17 protein-coding genes are annotated in these 18,120 nt (G+C 71.4%); 6 read left to right on the top strand and 11 right to left on the bottom strand.

Annotated elements, in window-relative coordinates; genetic code table 11:
• The first annotated feature begins 62 nt into the window (after nucleotides 1-62).
• Nucleotides 63-2,438, top strand: a complete 2,376-nt coding sequence (locus tag C4J65_RS23225) for a ribonucleoside-diphosphate reductase subunit alpha (protein ID WP_115744127.1) — start codon at nucleotides 63-65, stop codon at nucleotides 2,436-2,438.
• Nucleotides 2,438-3,469: a ribonucleotide-diphosphate reductase subunit beta gene (locus tag C4J65_RS23220; protein WP_115744126.1), complete on the top strand. Its 1,032-nt coding sequence runs from the start codon at nucleotides 2,438-2,440 to the stop codon at nucleotides 3,467-3,469. Before C4J65_RS23225 ends, C4J65_RS23220 begins: the two co-directional genes overlap by 1 nt.
• On the opposite strand, the gene C4J65_RS23215 is transcribed toward C4J65_RS23220, so the two are convergent.
• A complete protein-coding gene (locus C4J65_RS23215; protein WP_115744125.1) occupies nucleotides 3,382-3,648 on the bottom strand; it encodes a hypothetical protein in 267 nt (88 codons plus the stop codon). The two genes, C4J65_RS23220 and C4J65_RS23215, sit on opposite strands and share 88 nt — an antisense overlap.
• Before the next feature lie 92 nt (nucleotides 3,649-3,740).
• On the opposite strand from C4J65_RS23215, the gene C4J65_RS23210 reads away from it, so the two are divergent.
• A complete protein-coding gene (locus tag C4J65_RS23210; protein WP_115744124.1) occupies nucleotides 3,741-4,709 on the top strand; it encodes a helix-turn-helix domain-containing protein in 969 nt (322 codons plus the stop codon).
• 13 nt (nucleotides 4,710-4,722) lie between these two features.
• Here C4J65_RS23210 and C4J65_RS23205 read toward each other — a convergent pair whose 3' ends face one another.
• The 10 genes from C4J65_RS23205 to C4J65_RS23160 form a co-directional block, all read right to left on the bottom strand.
• Complete coding sequence (locus C4J65_RS23205) at nucleotides 4,723-6,108, bottom strand: cytochrome P450 (protein ID WP_115744123.1); 1,386 nt, start codon at nucleotides 6,106-6,108, stop codon at nucleotides 4,723-4,725.
• A complete protein-coding gene (cyc1, locus tag C4J65_RS23200; RefSeq protein ID WP_115746592.1) occupies nucleotides 6,105-7,190 on the bottom strand; it encodes an epi-isozizaene synthase in 1,086 nt (361 codons plus the stop codon). The genes C4J65_RS23205 and cyc1 overlap by 4 nt, the downstream gene beginning before the upstream one ends.
• A gap of 270 nt (nucleotides 7,191-7,460) precedes the next feature.
• Complete coding sequence (gene def / locus C4J65_RS23195; protein WP_003973751.1) at nucleotides 7,461-8,111, bottom strand: peptide deformylase; 651 nt, start codon at nucleotides 8,109-8,111, stop codon at nucleotides 7,461-7,463.
• Between the two features lie 79 nt (nucleotides 8,112-8,190).
• Nucleotides 8,191-9,171 carry a hypothetical protein gene (locus C4J65_RS23190; protein WP_115744122.1) on the bottom strand — a complete coding sequence of 327 codons (981 nt, stop codon included), beginning with the start codon at nucleotides 9,169-9,171 and terminating at the stop codon, nucleotides 8,191-8,193.
• Between the two features lie 114 nt (nucleotides 9,172-9,285).
• Entirely contained in the window at nucleotides 9,286-10,551 is a 1,266-nt protein-coding gene (locus C4J65_RS23185) for a metal-dependent phosphohydrolase (protein ID WP_115744121.1), read from the bottom strand.
• The gene (locus tag C4J65_RS23180; RefSeq protein ID WP_115744120.1) at nucleotides 10,548-11,873 is read right to left on the bottom strand and encodes an HD-GYP domain-containing protein; all 1,326 of its coding nucleotides are present in this window, start codon (nucleotides 11,871-11,873) and stop codon (nucleotides 10,548-10,550) included. Before C4J65_RS23180 ends, C4J65_RS23185 begins: the two co-directional genes overlap by 4 nt.
• A gap of 128 nt (nucleotides 11,874-12,001) precedes the next feature.
• Entirely contained in the window at nucleotides 12,002-12,316 is a 315-nt protein-coding gene (gene rsrA, locus C4J65_RS23175; protein ID WP_115744119.1) for a mycothiol system anti-sigma-R factor, read from the bottom strand.
• Nucleotides 12,313-12,996: an RNA polymerase sigma factor SigR gene (sigR, locus tag C4J65_RS23170; RefSeq protein WP_087807317.1), complete on the bottom strand. Its 684-nt coding sequence runs from the start codon at nucleotides 12,994-12,996 to the stop codon at nucleotides 12,313-12,315. Before sigR ends, rsrA begins: the two co-directional genes overlap by 4 nt.
• A 257-nt stretch (nucleotides 12,997-13,253) precedes the next feature.
• Entirely contained in the window at nucleotides 13,254-13,889 is a 636-nt protein-coding gene (locus C4J65_RS23165) for an alpha/beta family hydrolase (protein ID WP_115744118.1), read from the bottom strand.
• 22 nt (nucleotides 13,890-13,911) lie between these two features.
• Nucleotides 13,912-14,727 (bottom strand): SOS response-associated peptidase, encoded by an 816-nt coding sequence (locus C4J65_RS23160; protein WP_115744117.1) that lies wholly within the window; start codon nucleotides 14,725-14,727, stop codon nucleotides 13,912-13,914.
• Nucleotides 14,728-14,831: 104 nt separating this feature from the next.
• Here C4J65_RS23160 and C4J65_RS23155 point away from each other — a divergent pair, with 104 nt between their 5' ends.
• The 3 genes from C4J65_RS23155 to rsgA all read left to right on the top strand — a co-directional run bounded on the left by C4J65_RS23155 (nucleotide 14,832) and on the right by rsgA (nucleotide 18,020).
• Nucleotides 14,832-15,554: a M50 family metallopeptidase gene (locus tag C4J65_RS23155; protein WP_115744116.1), complete on the top strand. Its 723-nt coding sequence runs from the start codon at nucleotides 14,832-14,834 to the stop codon at nucleotides 15,552-15,554.
• A 123-nt stretch (nucleotides 15,555-15,677) separates the two neighbouring features.
• On the top strand, nucleotides 15,678-16,994 hold the full coding sequence (aroA, locus tag C4J65_RS23150; protein WP_115744115.1) for a 3-phosphoshikimate 1-carboxyvinyltransferase: 1,317 nt from the start codon (nucleotides 15,678-15,680) through the stop codon (nucleotides 16,992-16,994).
• Nucleotides 16,995-17,006: 12 nt separating this feature from the next.
• Nucleotides 17,007-18,020, top strand: a complete 1,014-nt coding sequence (gene rsgA / locus C4J65_RS23145; protein ID WP_115744114.1) for a ribosome small subunit-dependent GTPase A — start codon at nucleotides 17,007-17,009, stop codon at nucleotides 18,018-18,020.
• The last annotated feature ends 100 nt before the right edge of the window (nucleotides 18,021-18,120 follow it).

Genomic DNA, 18,120 nt, shown 5'->3' with positions numbered 1-18,120 from the left:
GTGCGCGCCCGTGAGCCCCCTGCCCTCCGCCAGGCCCCGTGCCGAGCGAGGGAGTGCTCCACGTGACCATCGCGCCAGCCGATCCGGCTTCAGCGACCCCGGTGACGGCGACCGGGGAACCCGACGGACCCGGTGCCGCCCTGCTGCGGACCCTGACCGGGCTGACCGCCGGCCTCCCCGGCGCCGACCCCGGCCGGGTGGCCGCCGCCGCACTGCGCGGCCGGTCCGCCCGCGCCGACGAGGCCGAGCTGCGCGAGCTGGCCACCGAGGCGGCCGCCGGTCTGATCTCCGAGGACCCGGTCTACTCCCGGCTGGCCGCCCGCCTGCTGACCATCGGCATCCGCGCCGAGGCCGCCTCCCAGGGCGTCGTGACCTTCACCGACTCCGTCGCCACCGGTCACCGCGAGGGCCTGATCGCCGACCGCACCGCGGCCTTCGTACGGCTGCACGCGGACCGCCTGGACGCGCTGGTGGATCCGGCCGCCGACGACCGCTTCGGCTACTTCGGTCTGCGTACGCTCTACAGCCGCTACCTGCTCCGCCACCCGATCACCCGCAAGGCCGTCGAGACGCCCCAGCACTTCCTGCTGCGGGTCGCCGCCGGGCTCGCCGAGGACGACACGGTCCGCGCCGCGGACGAGGTCACCGCCCTGTACGGCCTGATGAGCCGCCTGGACTACCTGCCCTCCTCCCCCACCCTCTTCAACTCCGGCACCCGGCACGCCCAGATGTCGTCCTGCTACCTCCTGGACTCCCCCAAGGACGAGCTGGACTCCCTCTACGACCGCCTCCATCAGGTGGCCCGCCTGTCCAAGCACGCCGGCGGCATCGGCATCGCCTACTCCCGCGTCCGCGCCCGGGGTTCGCTGATCCGCGGCACCAACGGGCACTCCAACGGCATCGTCCCGTTCCTGAAGACGCTGGACGCCTCGGTCGCCGCCGTGAACCAGGGCGGCCGGCGCAAGGGCGCCGCGGCGGTCTACCTGGAGACCTGGCACGCGGACGTCGAGGAGTTCCTGGAGCTGCGGGACAACACCGGCGAGGACGCCCGCCGTACGCACAACCTGAACCTCGCGCACTGGGTGCCGGACGAGTTCATGCGCCGCGTGGACGCCGACGGGACCTGGTCGCTGTTCTCCCCCGCCGACGTGCCGGAGCTGACCGACCTGTGGGGCGAGGAGTTCGACGCCGCCTACCGCAGGGCGGAGGAGGCGGGGCTCGCCCGCAGGACGCTGCCCGCCCGGGAGCTGTACGGCCGCATGATGCGCACCCTCGCGCAGACCGGCAACGGCTGGATGACCTTCAAGGACACCGCCAACCGCACGGCCAACCAGACCGCGACCCCCGGTCACGTCGTCCACTCCTCCAACCTCTGCACGGAGATCCTGGAGGTCACCGACGACGGGGAGACGGCGGTCTGCAACCTGGGCTCGGTCAACCTCGGCGCGTTCGTCGACACGGAGCACGGGGACATGGACTGGGAGCGCCTGGACGCCACCGTCCGCACCGCCGTCACCTTCCTGGACCGGGTCGTCGACATCAACTTCTACCCGACCGAGCAGGCGGGCCGCTCCAACGCCCGCTGGCGCCCGGTCGGCCTCGGCGCGATGGGCCTGCAGGACGTCTTCTTCCGGCTGCGCCTGCCCTTCGACTCCCCCGGGGCGAAGGCCCTGTCCACCCGTATCGCCGAGCGGATCATGCTCGCCGCGTACGAGACCTCCGCCGACCTCGCCGAGCGCAACGGCCCGCTGCCGGCCTGGGAGAAGACCCGTACGGCCAAGGGGGTGCTGCACCCGGACCACTACGGCGTCGAGCCCGCCTGGCCGGAGCGCTGGGCCGCGCTGCGCGCGCGCATGGCGACGACCGGGCTGCGCAACTCCCTGCTCCTGGCCATCGCGCCGACGGCGACCATCGCCTCCATCGCCGGTGTCTACGAGTGCATCGAGCCGCAGGTGTCCAACCTGTTCAAGCGCGAGACGCTGTCGGGCGAGTTCCTCCAGGTCAACTCGTACCTGGTCGACGACCTCCAGCGGCTCGGCGTGTGGGACGCGCGCACCCGTGAGGCGCTGCGCGAGGCGAACGGCTCGGTGCAGGGCTTCACCTGGATTCCCGAGGACGTGCGCGCGCTGTACCGCACCGCCTGGGAGATCCCGCAGCGCGGCCTGATCGACATGGCCGCCGCCCGCACCCCGTACCTCGACCAGGCCCAGTCGCTGAACCTGTTCCTGGAGACGCCGACCATCGGGAAGCTCTCCTCGATGTACGCGTACGCCTGGAAGCAGGGCCTGAAGACCACGTACTACCTGCGCTCGCGTCCGGCGACCCGGATCGCCCGCGCCGCGGCCCGCGCCACCGCCGTCCCCGTGCAGGCCGCCCCGGACCCCGAAGCGGTCGCCTGCTCCCTGGAAAACCCCGAGTCCTGCGAGGCCTGCCAGTAATGACCACCGAGACCCCCGCGCAGCCCACCACGAAGAACCTGCTCGACCCCGGCTTCGAGCTGACCCTGCGCCCCATGCGCTACCCGGACTTCTACGAGCGCTACCGGGACGCCATCAAGAACACCTGGCACGTGGAGGAGGTCGACCTCCACTCGGACGTCGCCGACCTCGCGAAGCTCAGCCCCATGGAGCAGCACCTGATCGGCCGCCTTGTGGCCTTCTTCGCCACCGGCGACTCGATCGTCGCGAACAACCTGGTGCTGACCCTCTACAAGCACATCAACTCCCCCGAGGCGCGGCTGTACCTGTCCCGCCAGCTCTTCGAGGAGGCCGTCCACGTCCAGTTCTATCTGACGCTGCTGGACACCTACCTGCCCGACCCGGAGGACCGCGCCGCCGCCTTCGCGGCCGTGGAGAACATCCCGTCCATCCGGGAGAAGGCCGAGTTCTGCTTCCGGTGGATGGACTCGGTCGAGTCGATCGACCGGCTGGAGACGAGGTCCGACCGGCGCCGCTTCCTGCTGAACCTGATCTGCTTCGCGGCCTGCATCGAGGGCCTGTTCTTCTACGGCGCCTTCGCCTACGTCTACTGGTTCCGCAGCCGCGGGCTGCTGCACGGCCTGGCCACCGGCACCAACTGGGTGTTCCGGGACGAGACCATGCACATGTCCTTCGCCTTCGACGTCGTCGACACCGTGCGCAAGGAGGAGCCGGAGCTCTTCGACGACCAGCTCCGGGAGCAGGTCACCGACATGCTGCGGGAGGCCGTCGAGGCCGAGCTGCAGTTCGCGCGCGACCTGTGCGGCGACGGCCTCCCGGGCATGAACACCGACTCGATGCGGCAGTACCTGGAGTGCGTGGCCGACCAGCGTCTGACGCGGCTCGGCTTCGCCCCGGTGTACGGCTCCGAGAACCCCTTCTCCTTCATGGAGCTGCAGGGCGTTCAGGAGTTGACCAACTTCTTCGAGCGGCGCCCCTCGGCGTACCAGGTGGCGGTGGAGGGCACGGTCGACCTGTCCGAGGACTTCTGAGTCTCCTGGGTCTCCTTCCCGTGGTGGGCCCGGGCCTCCCCGCCGTCCCGGGCCTCCCGGATCTGGCGGTCGATGCGCCGGTCGCGCACGATGCCGATCACCGAGGGCAGGATCATGAGGACGAGGAGTCCGAAGGTCGCGAGCATTCCGACAAGGGCTTCGATCTGGTTTCCGGTCATGACACCACTGTCACGCCGGAGACTCCTTACCGGCAGTGGCAGGACTGCCGTAAGGCCTCGATTTCCTGCCACCGGCGAGGCACACTGGCGGCATGTTGCGGAACGTGGCGGCCGTCCTGCTGGACGGTGCGCATCCCTTCGAACTCGGCGTGATCTGCGAGGTCTTCGGCATCGACCGGAGCGACGAGGGCCTGCCGGGGTACGACTTCGCGGTGGTCTCCGCGGAGGGCCCCACGCTGGGCACCCACGTCGGCGGGCTGACCGTCTCCACGCCGTACGGCCTGGAGCGGCTGGAGGAGGCCGACCTGATCGCGGTGCCGGCCGGCAGCGACTTCGTCCGCCGGGAGTACCCGCCCGAGCTGCTGGACGCCCTGCGCCGGGCGACGGACCGGGGCACACGCGTGCTCAGCGTGTGCTCCGGCGTCTTCGTGCTGGGCGCCGCCGGTCTGCTGGACGGGCGGCGGTGCGCGGTGCACTGGCACCACGCGGCCGAGTTGGCCCGGCAGCACCCGCGGGCCCGGGTCGCACCGGACGTGCTCTACGTCGACGAGGACCCGGTGATCACCTCGGCCGGGACCGCCGCCGGCATCGACGCCTGCCTGCACATCGTCCGCAAGGAGCAGGGTCCGGAGGTCGCCAACCGGATCGCCCGGCGCATGGTGGTGCCCCCGCACCGGGACGGCGGGCAGGCACAGTACATCGAACGGCCGCTGCCGCGCTCCTCCTGCGACACCGTCGGCGAGGTGCTGGCCTGGATGGAGCAGCACCTCGACGAGGAGGTCACGGTCGAGCAGTTGGCGGTCCGGGCGCACATGTCCCCGCGCACGTTCGCCCGCCGCTTCCAGCAGGAGACGGGGACGACCCCCTACCGCTGGATCCTGCGCCAGCGCGTCCTGCTGGCCCAGCGGCTGCTCGAGGCGACGGACGAGACGATGGACGCGATCGCCTGGCGCGCCGGTTTCGGCACGGCGGCGGCCCTGAGGCACCAGTTCACCAGGGCCCTGGGCACCACCCCGCACGCCTACCGGCGCACCTTCCGGGGCCCGGAGGCCGCCGCCTGAGCCGTCGGGGTCGTCACCGGGCCACGGGCCTGACCAGCAGGTCGTGCGGGCGCAGCGTGATGCCGACCCGGACGGCGTCGTTCGAGCCCGCCACCTGTTCGAAGCGGTACTTCGTGGCGAGCGCGGCCGTGATCAGGGTGAGCTGTGCCATCGAGAAGTGGTCACTGGGGCACTTCCGCTTGCCCGCACTGAACGGCTTCATGGCGTATTTCGGCACATTCGCCGCACGTTCCGGGAGCCACCGGTCGGGGTCGAACTCCAGGTTGTCGTCGTACGACTTCGGATCGCGTTGGATTGCGTACGGACTGTAGATGATGTCCGCACCGGCCGGAATGCGATAGCCACCGAGTTCGCTCTCGGCCACCGCGCGCCGCGTCAATACCCATACGGCGGGACGCAAACGCATGGCCTCCACGATGACATTGCCGGTGTGCGTGAGCTTCCGGACGTCCTCGAATGCCACGGGACGCCCGCCGGTGACCGCTTCGACTTCGTCGCGTATGCGGTCGGCATGTTCCGGATGGTCGGCAAGTGCCTGGAGCAACCACATGATCGTGGACGCGATGGTTTCACTGCCCGGGGTGAGTATCGCGACCACCTGGTCGTGGATCTCCTGTTCCCCGATCGGGTCGCCATTGTCGTCCTTCGCCTCCAGCAATGCCGTGAGCAAATCGTCCGGCTTTTGACCGGATGCGCGGCGTTCGGCGATGATCTCGTCGACCAGCAGGTGCAGATCGGCCAACGCGTCGTTGAATCGGCGGTTGGCCGGAAGCGGCAGCCGGTACAGCGGTCCGAGCGGGACCACCATGCGCCGGTACATGCCACGGAAGACGGTGGCGAGCGCGACGCACAGCCGCTCGGCCCGCTCGTCCATGTACTGCCCGCGCAGCAGGCAGCGGGCCGCGACCCGCACGGCGACCCGGAAGGACTCCGAGGTGGCGTCGACGGTCTTGCCCGGCTGCCAGCGCTCGGTGAGCGCGTGCGCCTCCTCCTCCATGATCGGCCCGTAGGCGGGGATGGCGTCCAGCCGGAACGCCGGCTGGATGGTGCGCCGCTGACGGCGGTGGAGCGGGCCGTTGGCGGTCGCCACGCCCTCCTTGCCGAGCAGGCCCTCCAGCGACTCCCACAGCGGACCGGCTATGTGGTAGTCGGGGTTCAGGGCGAGGGCGCCGGTCAGCTCCGGGTTCGTGACCGCGTAGACGGTCTTCGGGCCGAGCTTGATGCGCACGATGTCGCCGTGGTCGCGCAGCTGGGCCATGAAGGCCAGCGGGTCACGGGCCAGCCGCCAGCCGTGGCCGAGCAGCGGCACGCCGCCGCCCGCGACGGGCGGCTCGCGCAGCTCCGGTGCGCCCGGGGCCGCGGGTGCGCGGGTTTCGGGGTTGACGGACTCGACGGTCATTTCTCACCTGCCGCTTCGTTGTTGACGTACGGGGGCGTGGACCGGTCGTCCCAGCTGTCGACCATGTACCGGCCGGACTCGTGGTGGAACCAGTAGACGGAACTGAACCAGTTCCGCATATTGCCGACGTTGGCCCGTACGGCGCCGCTCAGTTCCTTTCCGCGTACGGTTCCGTCGGCGAGTTCGTCGGCGAACCGTAAGGCGTCCTGCTCCGCGGCGAGGAATTCCGTGATGCATTCCTCGACGCGATGCCGGACTTCTCCGATGGCTTCTTCCAGGGTGAGTGAATGGTGAGTGATGAGACTGATGCCAAGATTGTGGACCTCGTCTCCCGCTATTTCCTTGGGCAGCGAGCAGAGGTCGTTGTACCAGGCGGCGAATTCCTGACTCAGCAGCGCCGCCCGGAAATATGCCGGGTGGTTCCGTACGGCGTCGGGGAGTTCGCAGCCCGAACTCGGCTCCAGCAGATCGGTCCAGATCCAGTGCGCGAAGGTGAGCCGGCGCAGTTCGAGGTACTCCTCCACGCCGGGCACGATTCCGCGCGTGCGGTTGTGGAATTCACGGTCGTACGCCTCGATCACCGCGTGGAAGTGCCGGGCGAACCGGGCGTTCCACGTGGCTGGCAGGAAGGCGTACAGCCGCCGCACACTGTCGGCGAACCCGGCCACCAGGGTGTCCTCGTGGTGCAGGTGGTCCCCGGGTGAGTCGAGTGCCGTGTGCAGCCGGCCGCGCAGTCGCCGCCAGGCGCCGCCACGGCCGTGGACGATGTCACGGTCGTGGCGGTCGTCCCAGACGAAGAACCACGCGCTGTAGTCCGCTATCGCCTGCATGACCTCGTCGGGGGCGCCCAGGTAGTACCCCGCCATGAGGTCCGTGTAGCACAGGCCATCGGCATATTCCTGGACCTTGTTCGCCGGCATGAGCCGCTTTTCGAGCAGCCAGGTCCGGGTTGTCTCCTGGAGCTTCGGCCAATACGGGTGCAGTTGCCGGGGAAATGCCGCCTCGATCACCGGGAGACGGAGCGATGACGGTACTGCGATCGCGGTCGGTGTCGCTGTGGTGCCGTGTGGGAAAGCATGCACGAACAAACCCCTCTCAGCCGCCGGTGGCGCACCCCTCTCGCTGAGCGGGGCGTGCGCCGTTGCGTATCCCCGCACTTCCCATTCAGCACCACAACTGACCGTTCTGGGAACGGATTTGCTTCATTCACTACCCCTCGATACCCCTCGATGCCGGAATTCTCCTGTTGTGTGGCGGCTTTCCGCGGACGAACACAGACGAACGGCGCCTGCTCGGGGGAAGACCCGAACAGGCGCCGTGCGCAACGGAGATGTGGGGCGGGTGAGGCGGTGTCAGTCGTTCGCGACCACGGGGTAGCGCGGCTCGTTCTCGGCCATCTGCCGCAGCGCGTCCTTGCGTTCGCGCTTGGAGAGCCGGTCGATGTACAGGTACCCGTACAGGTGGTCCGTCTCGTGCTGCAAACACCGAGCGAAGTAGCCCGTGCCGCGCACCTTGACCGGGTTGCCCTTCTCGTCCTGCCCGGTCACCTCGGCGTAGTCGGGGCGGGCCAGCGGTGCGTAGGCCGTCGGCACGGACAGGCAGCCCTCGTTGCTGTCGTCCAGGCGACGGCGGTCGGCGGGCAGCTCGACGAGTCTCGGGTTGCAGACCACGCCGACGTGGCGGACGCCCTCGTCGTCGGGGCAGTCGTAGACGAAGACCTTCTTGGAGACGCCGATCTGGTTGGCGGCCAGGCCCACGCCCTCGGCGGTGCGCTGGCTGGCGAACATGTCGGCCACCAGCTGCTGGAACTCCTCGCCGAAGTCGGTGACGTCCTCGCACTCCTTGTGCAGCACCGGGTTGCCGACCACCGTGATCGGGCGGGAGGTGCCGCGCCCGCGCCAGTCGGCCTCACGCTCCTCGCAGTCCTGGCTGTCGACGACGAATCCCTCGTCGTCCACGGGGAGCACGCCCGGGTGCTGCTGATCGGTGTCCTGCTGGGCCATGACCGACGTATGCCTTCCTCGTACAACCAAAGGTGGTGCTGACGCTGCTGGAGTGTCCTGGCAAAGACTACGGGGCCGCTCAGCAGACCTCTTCCAGGTCCCGCCAGTCCCGGGAGTCCGGGCTGTCCGCGACCCACCCGTCCAGCAACCCCTTCACCAGCCCGGCCGGCGCGGCCACCCCGCACTCCCGCTCCGGCACCCACAGCTGCCCGTCGGTGCGGTGCCCCAGGGGCCCGGGGTGTCCGGGTTCGCTGTGGTCGTGCGGGTCGAGGTGCTCGCCCTCGCCCTCGTCGGACGGCATCCGGGACTCCGAGCACATCCGGCACAGCAGCCGGACGGAGGACGACCAGTCCTCGGCGGCGAACCCGGCGTCGGCGGCCAGCTGCTCCAGGGCGTCGCGGTCGGACTCGGTGGCGGCCTCCAGGAGGACCACCCAGGTGGGCACCGGCGAGGGCGCCCACAGCTCGATCTCGTCGAAGACGGGGTAGGAGTGCCCGGCCGAGGTCGTGCGCTCCCCGTGCGGTACGCCGTCGTGCAGGACGACCTCGCCCCAGCGCCGCCCGGAGGACGGCAGCGGGATGGACAGCACCTCGACACGGGCGGGGTCGAGCCTCCGCCCCCACACCACCTCGGCCTCGCCCTCCGGGGACAGCCGTACGGCCGCGCTGCCGAGGTCCATGCCGAGCGGCTCACCCGCGTCCGTGGCACTCCCCGGGGTGCGCAGCCCGTAGGCCTGCCAGGCGCGACGGGCCAGCGGCCAGTCCTGCAGGGCGGTCGCGGCGATGCCGACGTTCCACCAGTCGGGGGCGCCGATGTCCCGGTCGAGCAGCGCGACGGCCCGCAGACCGGCCGCCCTCGCCTGCTCCCAGTCGTGCCGGAACTTGTGCAGCAGCGCCAGGTTGAACCAGGACTCCGACAGCCAGGGCTCCAGGTCGGCCGCCCGTGTCAGCAGCGCGCCCGCGTCCTCGTAGCGACCGTCTCCGATCAGCGTGAACGCGCGGTCGGTGGCCTGCCGCCAAGAGGCGGAGGGCCGGTGCCGTGCCTTGCCGAAGATCCTCACGATTCCCGCCTGCCAGTTCCGTTCTGTGGGCTGGCTGTGCCTTTTCGCGCCCCCGGACACCCTCTCCTGGGCATCAAACCACGTACGGCTGCGGAGGCGCTCATTACCCATGGGTTACCCAGCCGCGGGCTCGGTAAGGCTGCCTCGGGAGAGGACCCGGGCCAGGGCTTCCACCACCTCGGGAGCGTAGTCGCCCGCGGTGGCCAGGCGCAGCTCCTCCAGCGCGGTCAAGGCGCCCCCGGGCCCCGCGTCCCGCGCCTTCTCCTCGTAGGCGTTCACCACACGTACGATCCGCGCGGCGACCGGCTGCTCCCGGCAGGGGTCGGCCTGCCGCTCCACCACCACCGCCACCGCCGCGTCGACGCCGGTCTGGCGGACGACGGCTCCGCCGAGCAGCGCGATCCGCCGCTGTTCGGTGACGGGCAGGCCGGCGGTGGCTCCCGACGGGACCGGGTCGACCAGGCTCAGCTGGCCGATGTCGTGCATGAGGGCCGCGTACTCCAGCACGGTCAGCTCGGCCCCCGACAGTCCCAGGTCCCGGCCCACGGCCACCCCGAGTCCGGCGACGCGGCGGGCGTGCCCGGCCGGGGTGTATCCGGCGATCTCCGTGGCGCGGGCCAGGGAGGCGATGGTCTGCCGGTAGGTGGCCCGCACGGCCGCGTATCTGCGGTAGGAGAGCTGGGCGAGCAGCAGGGGAACGGAGAAGACGGGCAGTGCCCACAGTCCCGCGACGCTGACCGCGAGCGCCATCACGGCGCCGGTCGCGCACACCGCGGAGGTGATCCCGCCCATGCCGCGCAGCTCTTCGCGCAGCAGTGGCCCGAAGGGCCAGCCGGTGCGGGCGTGCGCGGGTGCCGCGGCGAGTACCGCGTCGCACAGCGTGGTCAGGGCGAGCAGCCCGAGCAGCAGCAGCGCGTAGGCGGGGCCGCTCCAGTCGTCGAGGACGCCCTGGTTGGACAGCGGCCGGAAGCACACGGCGGCGAAACCGACGGTGAGCACGCGCCGCGCCAGGTGGTCGAGGACGGGGCCGCTGCCGCGCGCGACGTAGGGCACGCTGCCGAGCAGCGAGGCGGCGAGCACGACGGTGACGGTCTGGGCCACACCGTGGTGCGCGGGCTGCCCGGCGACGTCTCCGAGCAGCGCGTACGCCAGCGCGCCCGCGGCCCCGAGCGGCGCTGCCTCCCGGGCTTCGGCACCGGCCCGCCGGGTCAGCTCACCGAGGACGACCAGCCCCCCGAAGGCCAGCGCGACGGGCCGCTGCGCGGGCCCCGATCCCAGCACGGAGGCGAGACATCCGAGCGCGAGGAGTCCGGCACAGCCGGGTACGAGGAGAACGGCCGCCGGTGGCGGGGACGTGGCCGGCGGCTGCGAGGACGTCACGGTGCTCCCCTGCCGACGCTGTCCCGCGCGCCCTCGCCCCGGCCCGGTGCCGGTCCGGCGGGGAAGGCGGGCGGGCCGTCCGCCGTCACGGACGGGCGCCAGCCGTGGCGGCCGAGGGCCTGGACCAGTGCCCGCACCATCCGCGGGTCGAACTGACCCCCGGCACACCGCTGGAGCTCCGCCAGTGCCGTCGCGACGGGCCGGGCCCTGCTGTAGGAGCGCGTGGACGTCATCGCGTCGAAGGCGTCGGCGACGGCCACCACCCGGGCCGACTCGGGGATCCGGTCGCCGGCCAGCCCGTAGGGATAGCCGCTGCCGTCCAGCCGTTCGTGGTGGTGGAGGACCGCGGCGCGGGCCTCTCCCAGGAAGCGGATGCCGCGCACCATCTCGTGCCCGTACTCGGGGTGCAGTTCGATCACCCGCCGCTCCTCGGGCGTCAGCGGACCGTCCTTGCGCAGCAGCCGGGTGGGCACGCCGAGCTTGCCCACGTCGTGCAGGATCCCGGCGAAGCGGAGGGTCTCGACGCGCTCGTCGTCCATGCCCAGCTCGCGGGCGATCATCATGGAGGCCTGGCCGACGCGTTCACTGTGGCCGCGCGTGTAGCCGTCCTTGATGTCGACGGCCTGCACCAGGGCCCGGATGGTCGCCTGGTGCGCGGCCCGCTCACGGTGGTACTGGGCGAAGGCCCACCACGCCACGCACATCGGCAGCAGCACGAGCAGGGCGGCCACCGGACCGTACGGGCTGCGCCACAGGACGGCCATCATCAGCCCGGCGAGCCCGTGCACGGCGATCGGCGCGAGCGACCGGGAGAGCAGACCCCGCCACGCCCGGCTCGGCGGCACGTGGTCGGCGAGGGTGAGGATCCCGCCGTCCAGCACGGCGAGGACCAGGCAGAAGGCGAGCACGGCGGCCCCGGCCGGCACGAGGACGTACGGGAAGGCGGGCTCGACGACCGCGTCCCGGCCCCCGAGCCGCCAGTGGACACAGGCCGCGGCCCACACGGCGAGCGTCAGCTGTGCGGCCCGCCACACGCGGCGCAGGCCGAGGGGGCGTCGCGGCCCCGGGGACAGCAGCGCTCCCGGCAGTGCCACGAGCGCGGCGGCGGGCGGCGGCAGCAGGAAGGCACCGGCGAGCAGGACGGGGTAGCAGGTCCCGACGAAACGGGACCGCGCGACCATCTCGGACCCCGCGTACAGCCCCGCCAGCAGCAGCACGGCCCACCAGGGCGCGCGCACCGCGGGCAGCGGCCGCAGGCAGAGCAGGGCGGTGAGGGCGACGACGGTCACGTACGCACGTGCCCGCGCCGGTACCGCGTCCATGAGCCCCTCCCCCGGCCACGCCTGTCAGGCTCCGGAGCCTAGGGCGACAGCGGGGAGGCCGCGGGCAGATAACCCGCGGATTAGCACGTACGAGTGACTTCTGAACGACTCGGGACGCTCAGGCCGGGTCAGGTCTCCCGTGGAGCCGCCGACGGTGCGGCGGTGACGTCGTGTTCGGGCACGGACTGCCCGGTCCGGATCAGGTCCAGCCGTCCCATGACCTTGGCCCGCAGGTCACCCGGCACGTCGTCCTGTCCGCAGCACCGCTTGACCAGCTTCTTCACGGCCTGCTCCAGCCCGTACTTCTCCAGGCAGGGCGAGCACTCCTCGAAGTGGTGCTCGAACTTCACGCAGTCCGAGTCCGGCATCTCTTTGTCGAGAAACTCGTAGAGATGATCGAGGATTTCGCTGCAATCCGTCTCGTGCGGCTCTCCGCAGCTCATGACCCCGAGCCTTTCGCTTCGTTCGACTCTCCGGCGCCGGCGGGGACCAGGCCGCGGTCGCGGGCGTAGTCCTCCAGCATGCCGCGCAGCTGACGGCGTCCACGGTGCAGTCGGGACATCACCGTACCGATGGGTGTCCCCATGATGTCCGCGATCTCCTTGTAGGCAAAGCCCTCGACGTCCGCCAAATACACGGCGATACGGAATTCCTCGGGGATCGCCTGGAGCGCCTGCTTCACGTCCGAGTCGGGCAGGTGGTCGAGCGCCTGCGACTCCGCGGAGCGCAGACCCGTCGACATGTGCGACTCGGCACGCGCGAGCTGCCAGTCCTCGATCTCCTCGGCCGCGCTGCGCTGGGGTTCGCGCTGCTTCTTGCGGTACGAGTTGATGAAGGTGTTGGTGAGGATGCGGTACAGCCACGCCTTGAGGTTGGTGCCCTCGCGGAACTGGTGGAAGGACGCGTACGCCTTGGCGTAGGTCTCCTGCACCAGGTCCTCGGCGTCGGCCGGATTACGTGTCATGCGCAGCGCGGCCGAGTACATCTGGTCGAGGAACTCCAGCGCGTCCCGCTCGAAGCGCGCGCTGCGCTCCGCGGTCGACTCCGCGTCCGTACCCCGGCCCTCGGGCTGCTCCGCCTGGCCGTGTTCGGTCCCTGCGTCGGTCCCAGTGACCGGACCCACCTCCTCCGCTGTTGTCGTGAAACCGAGACCGGTCTCACTCGAATCGGAGGATAGACGACGATCCGGTCCGCCCGCCGCCCGAATGGGGGCGGTCTTCGCCGCGTGCAGCACCGTCCAGTCCAGGTCGGACCGGCTGCTGCGGCTCGGGCAGAAGGCTGAACCCATGCGGCGGACTTCCTCTCCTACGGCGTCGGTGCTGGTTCCCAGCAACATACGCACGGCACAACAGTGGCCGCCTCCCGGGCATTCCCGGGCGTTCAGCCGAGTGAGCCGGTCCACTTCAGGACACCGTCGGTGATCAGCTCCAGCGCCCTCTCCTGGCCGATCTCCGCCCGCTTGGGCACGGCGAAGCCGTGGTCGCCGTACGGCACCTCGATCAGGTCGTAGGTCTCCCCGGGCGCCTGCGGGAACTCCTGGGGCCGGCCGAAGGGGTCGTTGCCGCCCTGGACAACCAGGGTGGGCACCCCGGCCCCGAGCAGTTCGTCGGCGCGGGACTTCTCCGGCTTGCCCGGCGGGTGCAGGGGGAAGCTGAGGGCGAGGACGGCGTGGGCGCCCAGTTCGCGGGCCGTGCGGCAGGCGACGCGGGCGCCGGCGCTGCGGCCGCCCGAGACCACCGGCAGGCCGGGCGCGGCGAGCGCGGGCCAGACGCCCCGCCAGCCGGTGTCCAGGGTCTTCGGCGCGGGCGCCAGCTTCCTGCCCGCCACCCGCCAGGGCTGCTCGACGAGGGCCACGCTCACCCGGTGGGCGGGGAGCACGGCCGCCAGTGCCTTCAGGTCGCGCGCCTCGATGCCCCCGCCGGCGCCGTGGCTCACGGCGAGGACGAGTCGGGGGCGCTTCGCCCGGTGCCAGGTGATGCGGGCGGGGCCCGCATCCGTCTCGACCGCCTCTGTCACAACTTCTGTCGCATCCGTCACGTCAGAAGAGTGTGCCCTCTTCGGGTGCCTCCAGCTCCTTGAGCAGCTCCGGCCCGTTGTTGCGGACGTTGCTGACGGCCGTGGAGACCGGGAAGGCCCGCATCAACCCGGCGGGCGGGGGTGCCAGCAGGGAGGTCAGCTCGTCGGGGTCGGTGCGCGCCGGGTCGAGCCAGTCGCCCCAGCGGTCCGGCGTCAGCATCAGGGGCATCCGCGGGTGGATGTCGGCCAGCGCGTGCGGGCCCTCGGCCGGGGCGACCGCGAGCGGCGCGGTCTCTGCCTCGGTGGTGATCACCGAGCACGTCACCCACCAGGCCTGGGGATGGTCGTCGGGCAGCGTCTTGTCCCGCCAGAACTCGTAGAGCCCGGCCATGGCGAACACGGAGCCGTCGGCGGGGGTCACGAAGTACGGCTGCTTGCGGGGCCGCTTCTTGCGTCCCTCGACCTCCAGGTCGCGCTCCTGCGTGCCGGTGACCCACTCGTAGTAGCCGTCGGCGGGCAGGATGCAGCGCCGGGTGCTGAAGGCGCGACGGTAGGAGGGCTTCTCGTGGACGGTCTCCGCGCGGGCGTTGATCATCCGGGCGCCGCCCTCGGGAGTCTTGGACCAGGACGGGACCAGGCCCCACTTGAGCTTCCGCAGCTGGCGAACCGGCTTCGGGTCCTCGGCGTCTTTCAGGGGACGGTCCAGGACGGCGTAGACCTCCTTGGTGGGGGCCACGTTGTAGTCGGGTTCCAAGCTCTCCTTGGGCTCCCACTTCTCGATCTCGAAGATTCCCGCGAGATCCTCGGGTCGACGACTCGCCGCATACCGTCCGCACATACGTGCCAGACTGCCAGGCCCGCCCGTCTCCCGGCCACCACCCCTCAACGAGGCGCTGCGCGCCGTACCCGCTCGACCGTCACTACGAGGAGCCCGCCCCGAACATGGACCACCTCGCATCGGCCTCGCTCACCTCCCTGTGGGACGAGGTCTCCGGCACCCAGCCCGGCCCCGACCTGTGGGTGGTGATCGCGACCCTGGTGGCCGCGCTCGCCGTCGTCGCGACGCGCGGGTCCTGGCGGATGGCGCGCAACGCGATCACCATCGCCCACGAGGGCGGCCACGGCCTGGTGGCCCTGCTGACCGGCCGCACCCTGACCGGGATCACCCTGCACTCGGACACCAGCGGTCTGACCGTCAGCCGGGGCAAACCGCACGGCGTCGGCATGATCCTCACCGCGGTCGCCGGTTACACCGCTCCCCCACTGCTCGGCCTCGGCGGCGCCGCGCTGCTGGCGGCGGGGCGCATCACCCTGCTGCTGTGGCTGGCGACGGCGCTGCTCGTGGCGCTGCTGGTGATGGTCCGCAACGCCTACGGGGTGCTGACGGTGGTGGTCACCGGCGCCACGTTCGTCCTGGTGTCGTGGCTGGCCGGGCCCCAGGTGCAGGCGGCGTTCGCGTACGCCGTGGTGTGGTTCCTGCTGCTCGGCGGGGTGCGCCCGGCCTTCGAGCTGCAGGCCAAGCGGTCGCGGGGCGGCGCCGGCGACTCGGACGCGGACCAGCTGGCGCGACTGACGCACGCGCCGGCGGGAGTGTGGTTCTTCCTCTTCCACGCGGTGTCGCTGTGCTCGCTGATCGGCGGGGGGCGCTGGCTGCTGGAGCTGTGAGACCCCCGCTGGCGTTCTCACGCTCCGCATATATGCATGGCAAGTGCACTGTTGCGCTTTCGGTCAGGTTTCGGCGCTTTTGATCAAGATCTCCGACCGTCTTCAGCCATTAAAGTGGGCCCCATGACCGTGAACCCCGCGCACACCGCCCTCTGGCCCGCCCCGCATGCGAGCGGAGCCGTCGAAGCGACCGTCCACGTGCCCGGATCCAAGTCGGTCACCAACCGCGCCCTGGTGCTGGCCGCCCTCGCCTCCGAGCCCGGCTGGCTGCGCCGCCCGCTGCGCTCCCGCGACACCCTGCTGATGGCCGAGGCGTTGCGCACGATGGGTGTCGAGATCGAGGAGGGCGTCGGCGCCGAGGGCACCGGCGAGTTCTGGCGGGTCATCCCGGCGGGCCTGCGCGGCCCCGCCACGGTCGACGTCGGCAACGCGGGTACGGTCATGCGCTTCCTGCCGCCGGTCGCCACGCTGGCCGACGGCCCCGTCCGTTTCGACGGCGACCCGCGGTCGTACGAGCGTCCGCTGCACGGCGTGATCGACGCGCTGCGCGTCCTGGGCGCCCGGGTCGACGACGACGGGCGCGGCGCGCTGCCGTTGACCGTGCACGGCGGCGGGGCCCTGGAGGGCGGCCCGGTCGAGATCGACGCGTCCTCCTCCTCCCAGTTCGTCAGCGCCCTGCTGCTGTCCGGGCCGCGCTTCAACCAGGGCGTCGAGGTGCGCCACACCGGTTCCGCGCTGCCCTCGATGCCGCACATCCGCATGACGGTCGACATGCTGCGCGCGGTCGGCGCCCAGGTCGACACCCCCGAGTCCGGCGGCGAGCCGAACGTGTGGCGCATCACCCCGGGCGCACTGCTCGGCCGGGACCTGACCATCGAGCCGGACCTGTCCAACGCCCAGCCCTTCCTCGCGGCGGCGCTGGTGACCGGCGGCAAGGTGGTGATCCCGGACTGGCCGTCCCGCACCACCCAGCCCGGCGACCGGCTGCGCGAGATCTTCACCGACATGGGCGGTTCCTGCGAACTGACGGACTTCGGACTCGTGTTCACCGGATCGGGTGCGATCCACGGCATCGACGTGGACCTGAGCGAGGTCGGCGAGCTGACCCCGGGCATCGCGGCCGTCGCCGCCCTCGCGGACTCCCCTTCGACCCTGCGCGGCGTGGCCCACCTGCGGCTGCACGAGACGGACCGGCTGGCCGCACTCACCAAGGAGATCAACGAACTCGGCGGTGACGTCACCGAGACCGCCGACGGTCTGCACATCCGCCCGCGCCGGCTGCACGGCGGCGTCTTCCACACCTACGAGGACCACCGCATGGCCACCGCCGGCGCCGTCCTCGGCCTCGCGGTCGAGGGTGTGCAGATCGAGAACGTGGCGACGACCGCCAAGACCCTGCCCGACTTCCCCGACCTGTGGACCGGGATGCTCGGGGCGTAGGGACGGATCGCCATGCGCCGCTACGGCAAGCACACCGACGAGGACGACATCCGCTCCCGCCCCAACCGCAAGGGCAACCGACCGCGCACCCACATCCGGCCCAAGCACGAGGACGCCGCCGAGGGCCTGGTCCTCACCGTGGACCGCGGCCGGCTGACCTGCCTCGTCGACGACCGGATCGTCATGGCGATGAAGGCCCGCGAACTGGGCCGCAAGGCGGCGATCGTCGGCGACCGGGTGGCCCTGGTCGGCGACCTCACCGGCAAGAAGGACACGCTCGCGCGCATCGTCCGCATCGAGGAGCGCACCTCGGTCCTGCGCCGCACGGCCGACGACGACGACCCCTACGAGCGGGTGGTCGTCGCCAACGCCGACCAGCTCGCCATCGTCACCGCCCTCGCCGACCCCGAGCCGCGGCCCCGCCTCATCGACCGCTGTCTGGTCGCGGCGTTCGACGGCGGCCTCACCCCGCTGCTGGTGATGACCAAGTCGGACCTGGCGTCGCCGGACGAACTCCTCGAGCTGTACGGCGCGTTGGACATCCCCTACGTCGTCACCAGCCGGGAGGAGCTCGAGAACGGCGCCGCCGCCGACCTGGTGCGCGAGCACCTGGACGGGAAGATCACGGCCTTCGTCGGCCACTCCGGCGTCGGCAAGACGACCCTGGTCAACACGCTGGTGCCCGAGGACCGCCGCCGGGTGACGGGTCATGTGAACGCGGTGACGGGCCGCGGCCGGCACACCACGACCTCGGCCCTCGCCCTGCCGCTGTCCTCCGCGGAGGGCGGCTGGGTCGTCGACACCCCGGGCGTACGGTCGTTCGGGCTGGCGCACATCGACCCGTCCCGGGTGATCAACGCCTTCCCCGACCTGGTGCCCGGCACGGAGGGCTGTCCGCGCGCGTGCAGCCACGACGAGCCCGACTGCGCGCTGGACGCCTGGGTCGCCGAGGGGCACGCCGACCCGGCCCGGCTGTACTCGCTGCGCCGGCTGCTGTCGACGCGGGAACGCAAGGAAGGCGACTGACCGTCGCGTTGTTTGGCGTGCCGTGCAGTTGGTAAGTGCATAATCGCACCAAGCCGGAACCAAGCCCGAGCAAAGCCGGACGAAGTCGTTGTCGGACGAG

This window comes from Streptomyces sp. CB09001 (assembly GCF_003369795.1).
In the GTDB taxonomy this organism is placed as follows: Bacteria; Actinomycetota; Actinomycetes; order Streptomycetales; family Streptomycetaceae; genus Streptomyces.
Note: the sequence above shows the minus strand (reverse complement) of the source record. Positions and strands in the feature narration are given on the sequence as shown.

Coding starts and splice junctions, on each gene's coding strand:
- C4J65_RS23155 (WP_115744116.1), top strand. CDS start 14,832: ATGGACCACCTCGCATCGGCCTCGCTCACCTCCCTGTGGGACGAGGTC.
- C4J65_RS23205 (WP_115744123.1), bottom strand. CDS start 6,108: ATGACCGTCGAGTCCGTCAACCCCGAAACCCGCGCACCCGCGGCCCCG.
- C4J65_RS23210 (WP_115744124.1), top strand. CDS start 3,741: ATGTTGCGGAACGTGGCGGCCGTCCTGCTGGACGGTGCGCATCCCTTC.
- C4J65_RS23180 (WP_115744120.1), bottom strand. CDS start 11,873: ATGGACGCGGTACCGGCGCGGGCACGTGCGTACGTGACCGTCGTCGCC.
- rsgA (WP_115744114.1), top strand. CDS start 17,007: ATGCGCCGCTACGGCAAGCACACCGACGAGGACGACATCCGCTCCCGC.
- C4J65_RS23215 (WP_115744125.1), bottom strand. CDS start 3,648: ATGACCGGAAACCAGATCGAAGCCCTTGTCGGAATGCTCGCGACCTTC.
- aroA (WP_115744115.1), top strand. CDS start 15,678: ATGACCGTGAACCCCGCGCACACCGCCCTCTGGCCCGCCCCGCATGCG.
- C4J65_RS23220 (WP_115744126.1), top strand. CDS start 2,438: ATGACCACCGAGACCCCCGCGCAGCCCACCACGAAGAACCTGCTCGAC.
- def (WP_003973751.1), bottom strand. CDS start 8,111: ATGGCCCAGCAGGACACCGATCAGCAGCACCCGGGCGTGCTCCCCGTG.
- rsrA (WP_115744119.1), bottom strand. CDS start 12,316: ATGAGCTGCGGAGAGCCGCACGAGACGGATTGCAGCGAAATCCTCGAT.
- C4J65_RS23160 (WP_115744117.1), bottom strand. CDS start 14,727: ATGTGCGGACGGTATGCGGCGAGTCGTCGACCCGAGGATCTCGCGGGA.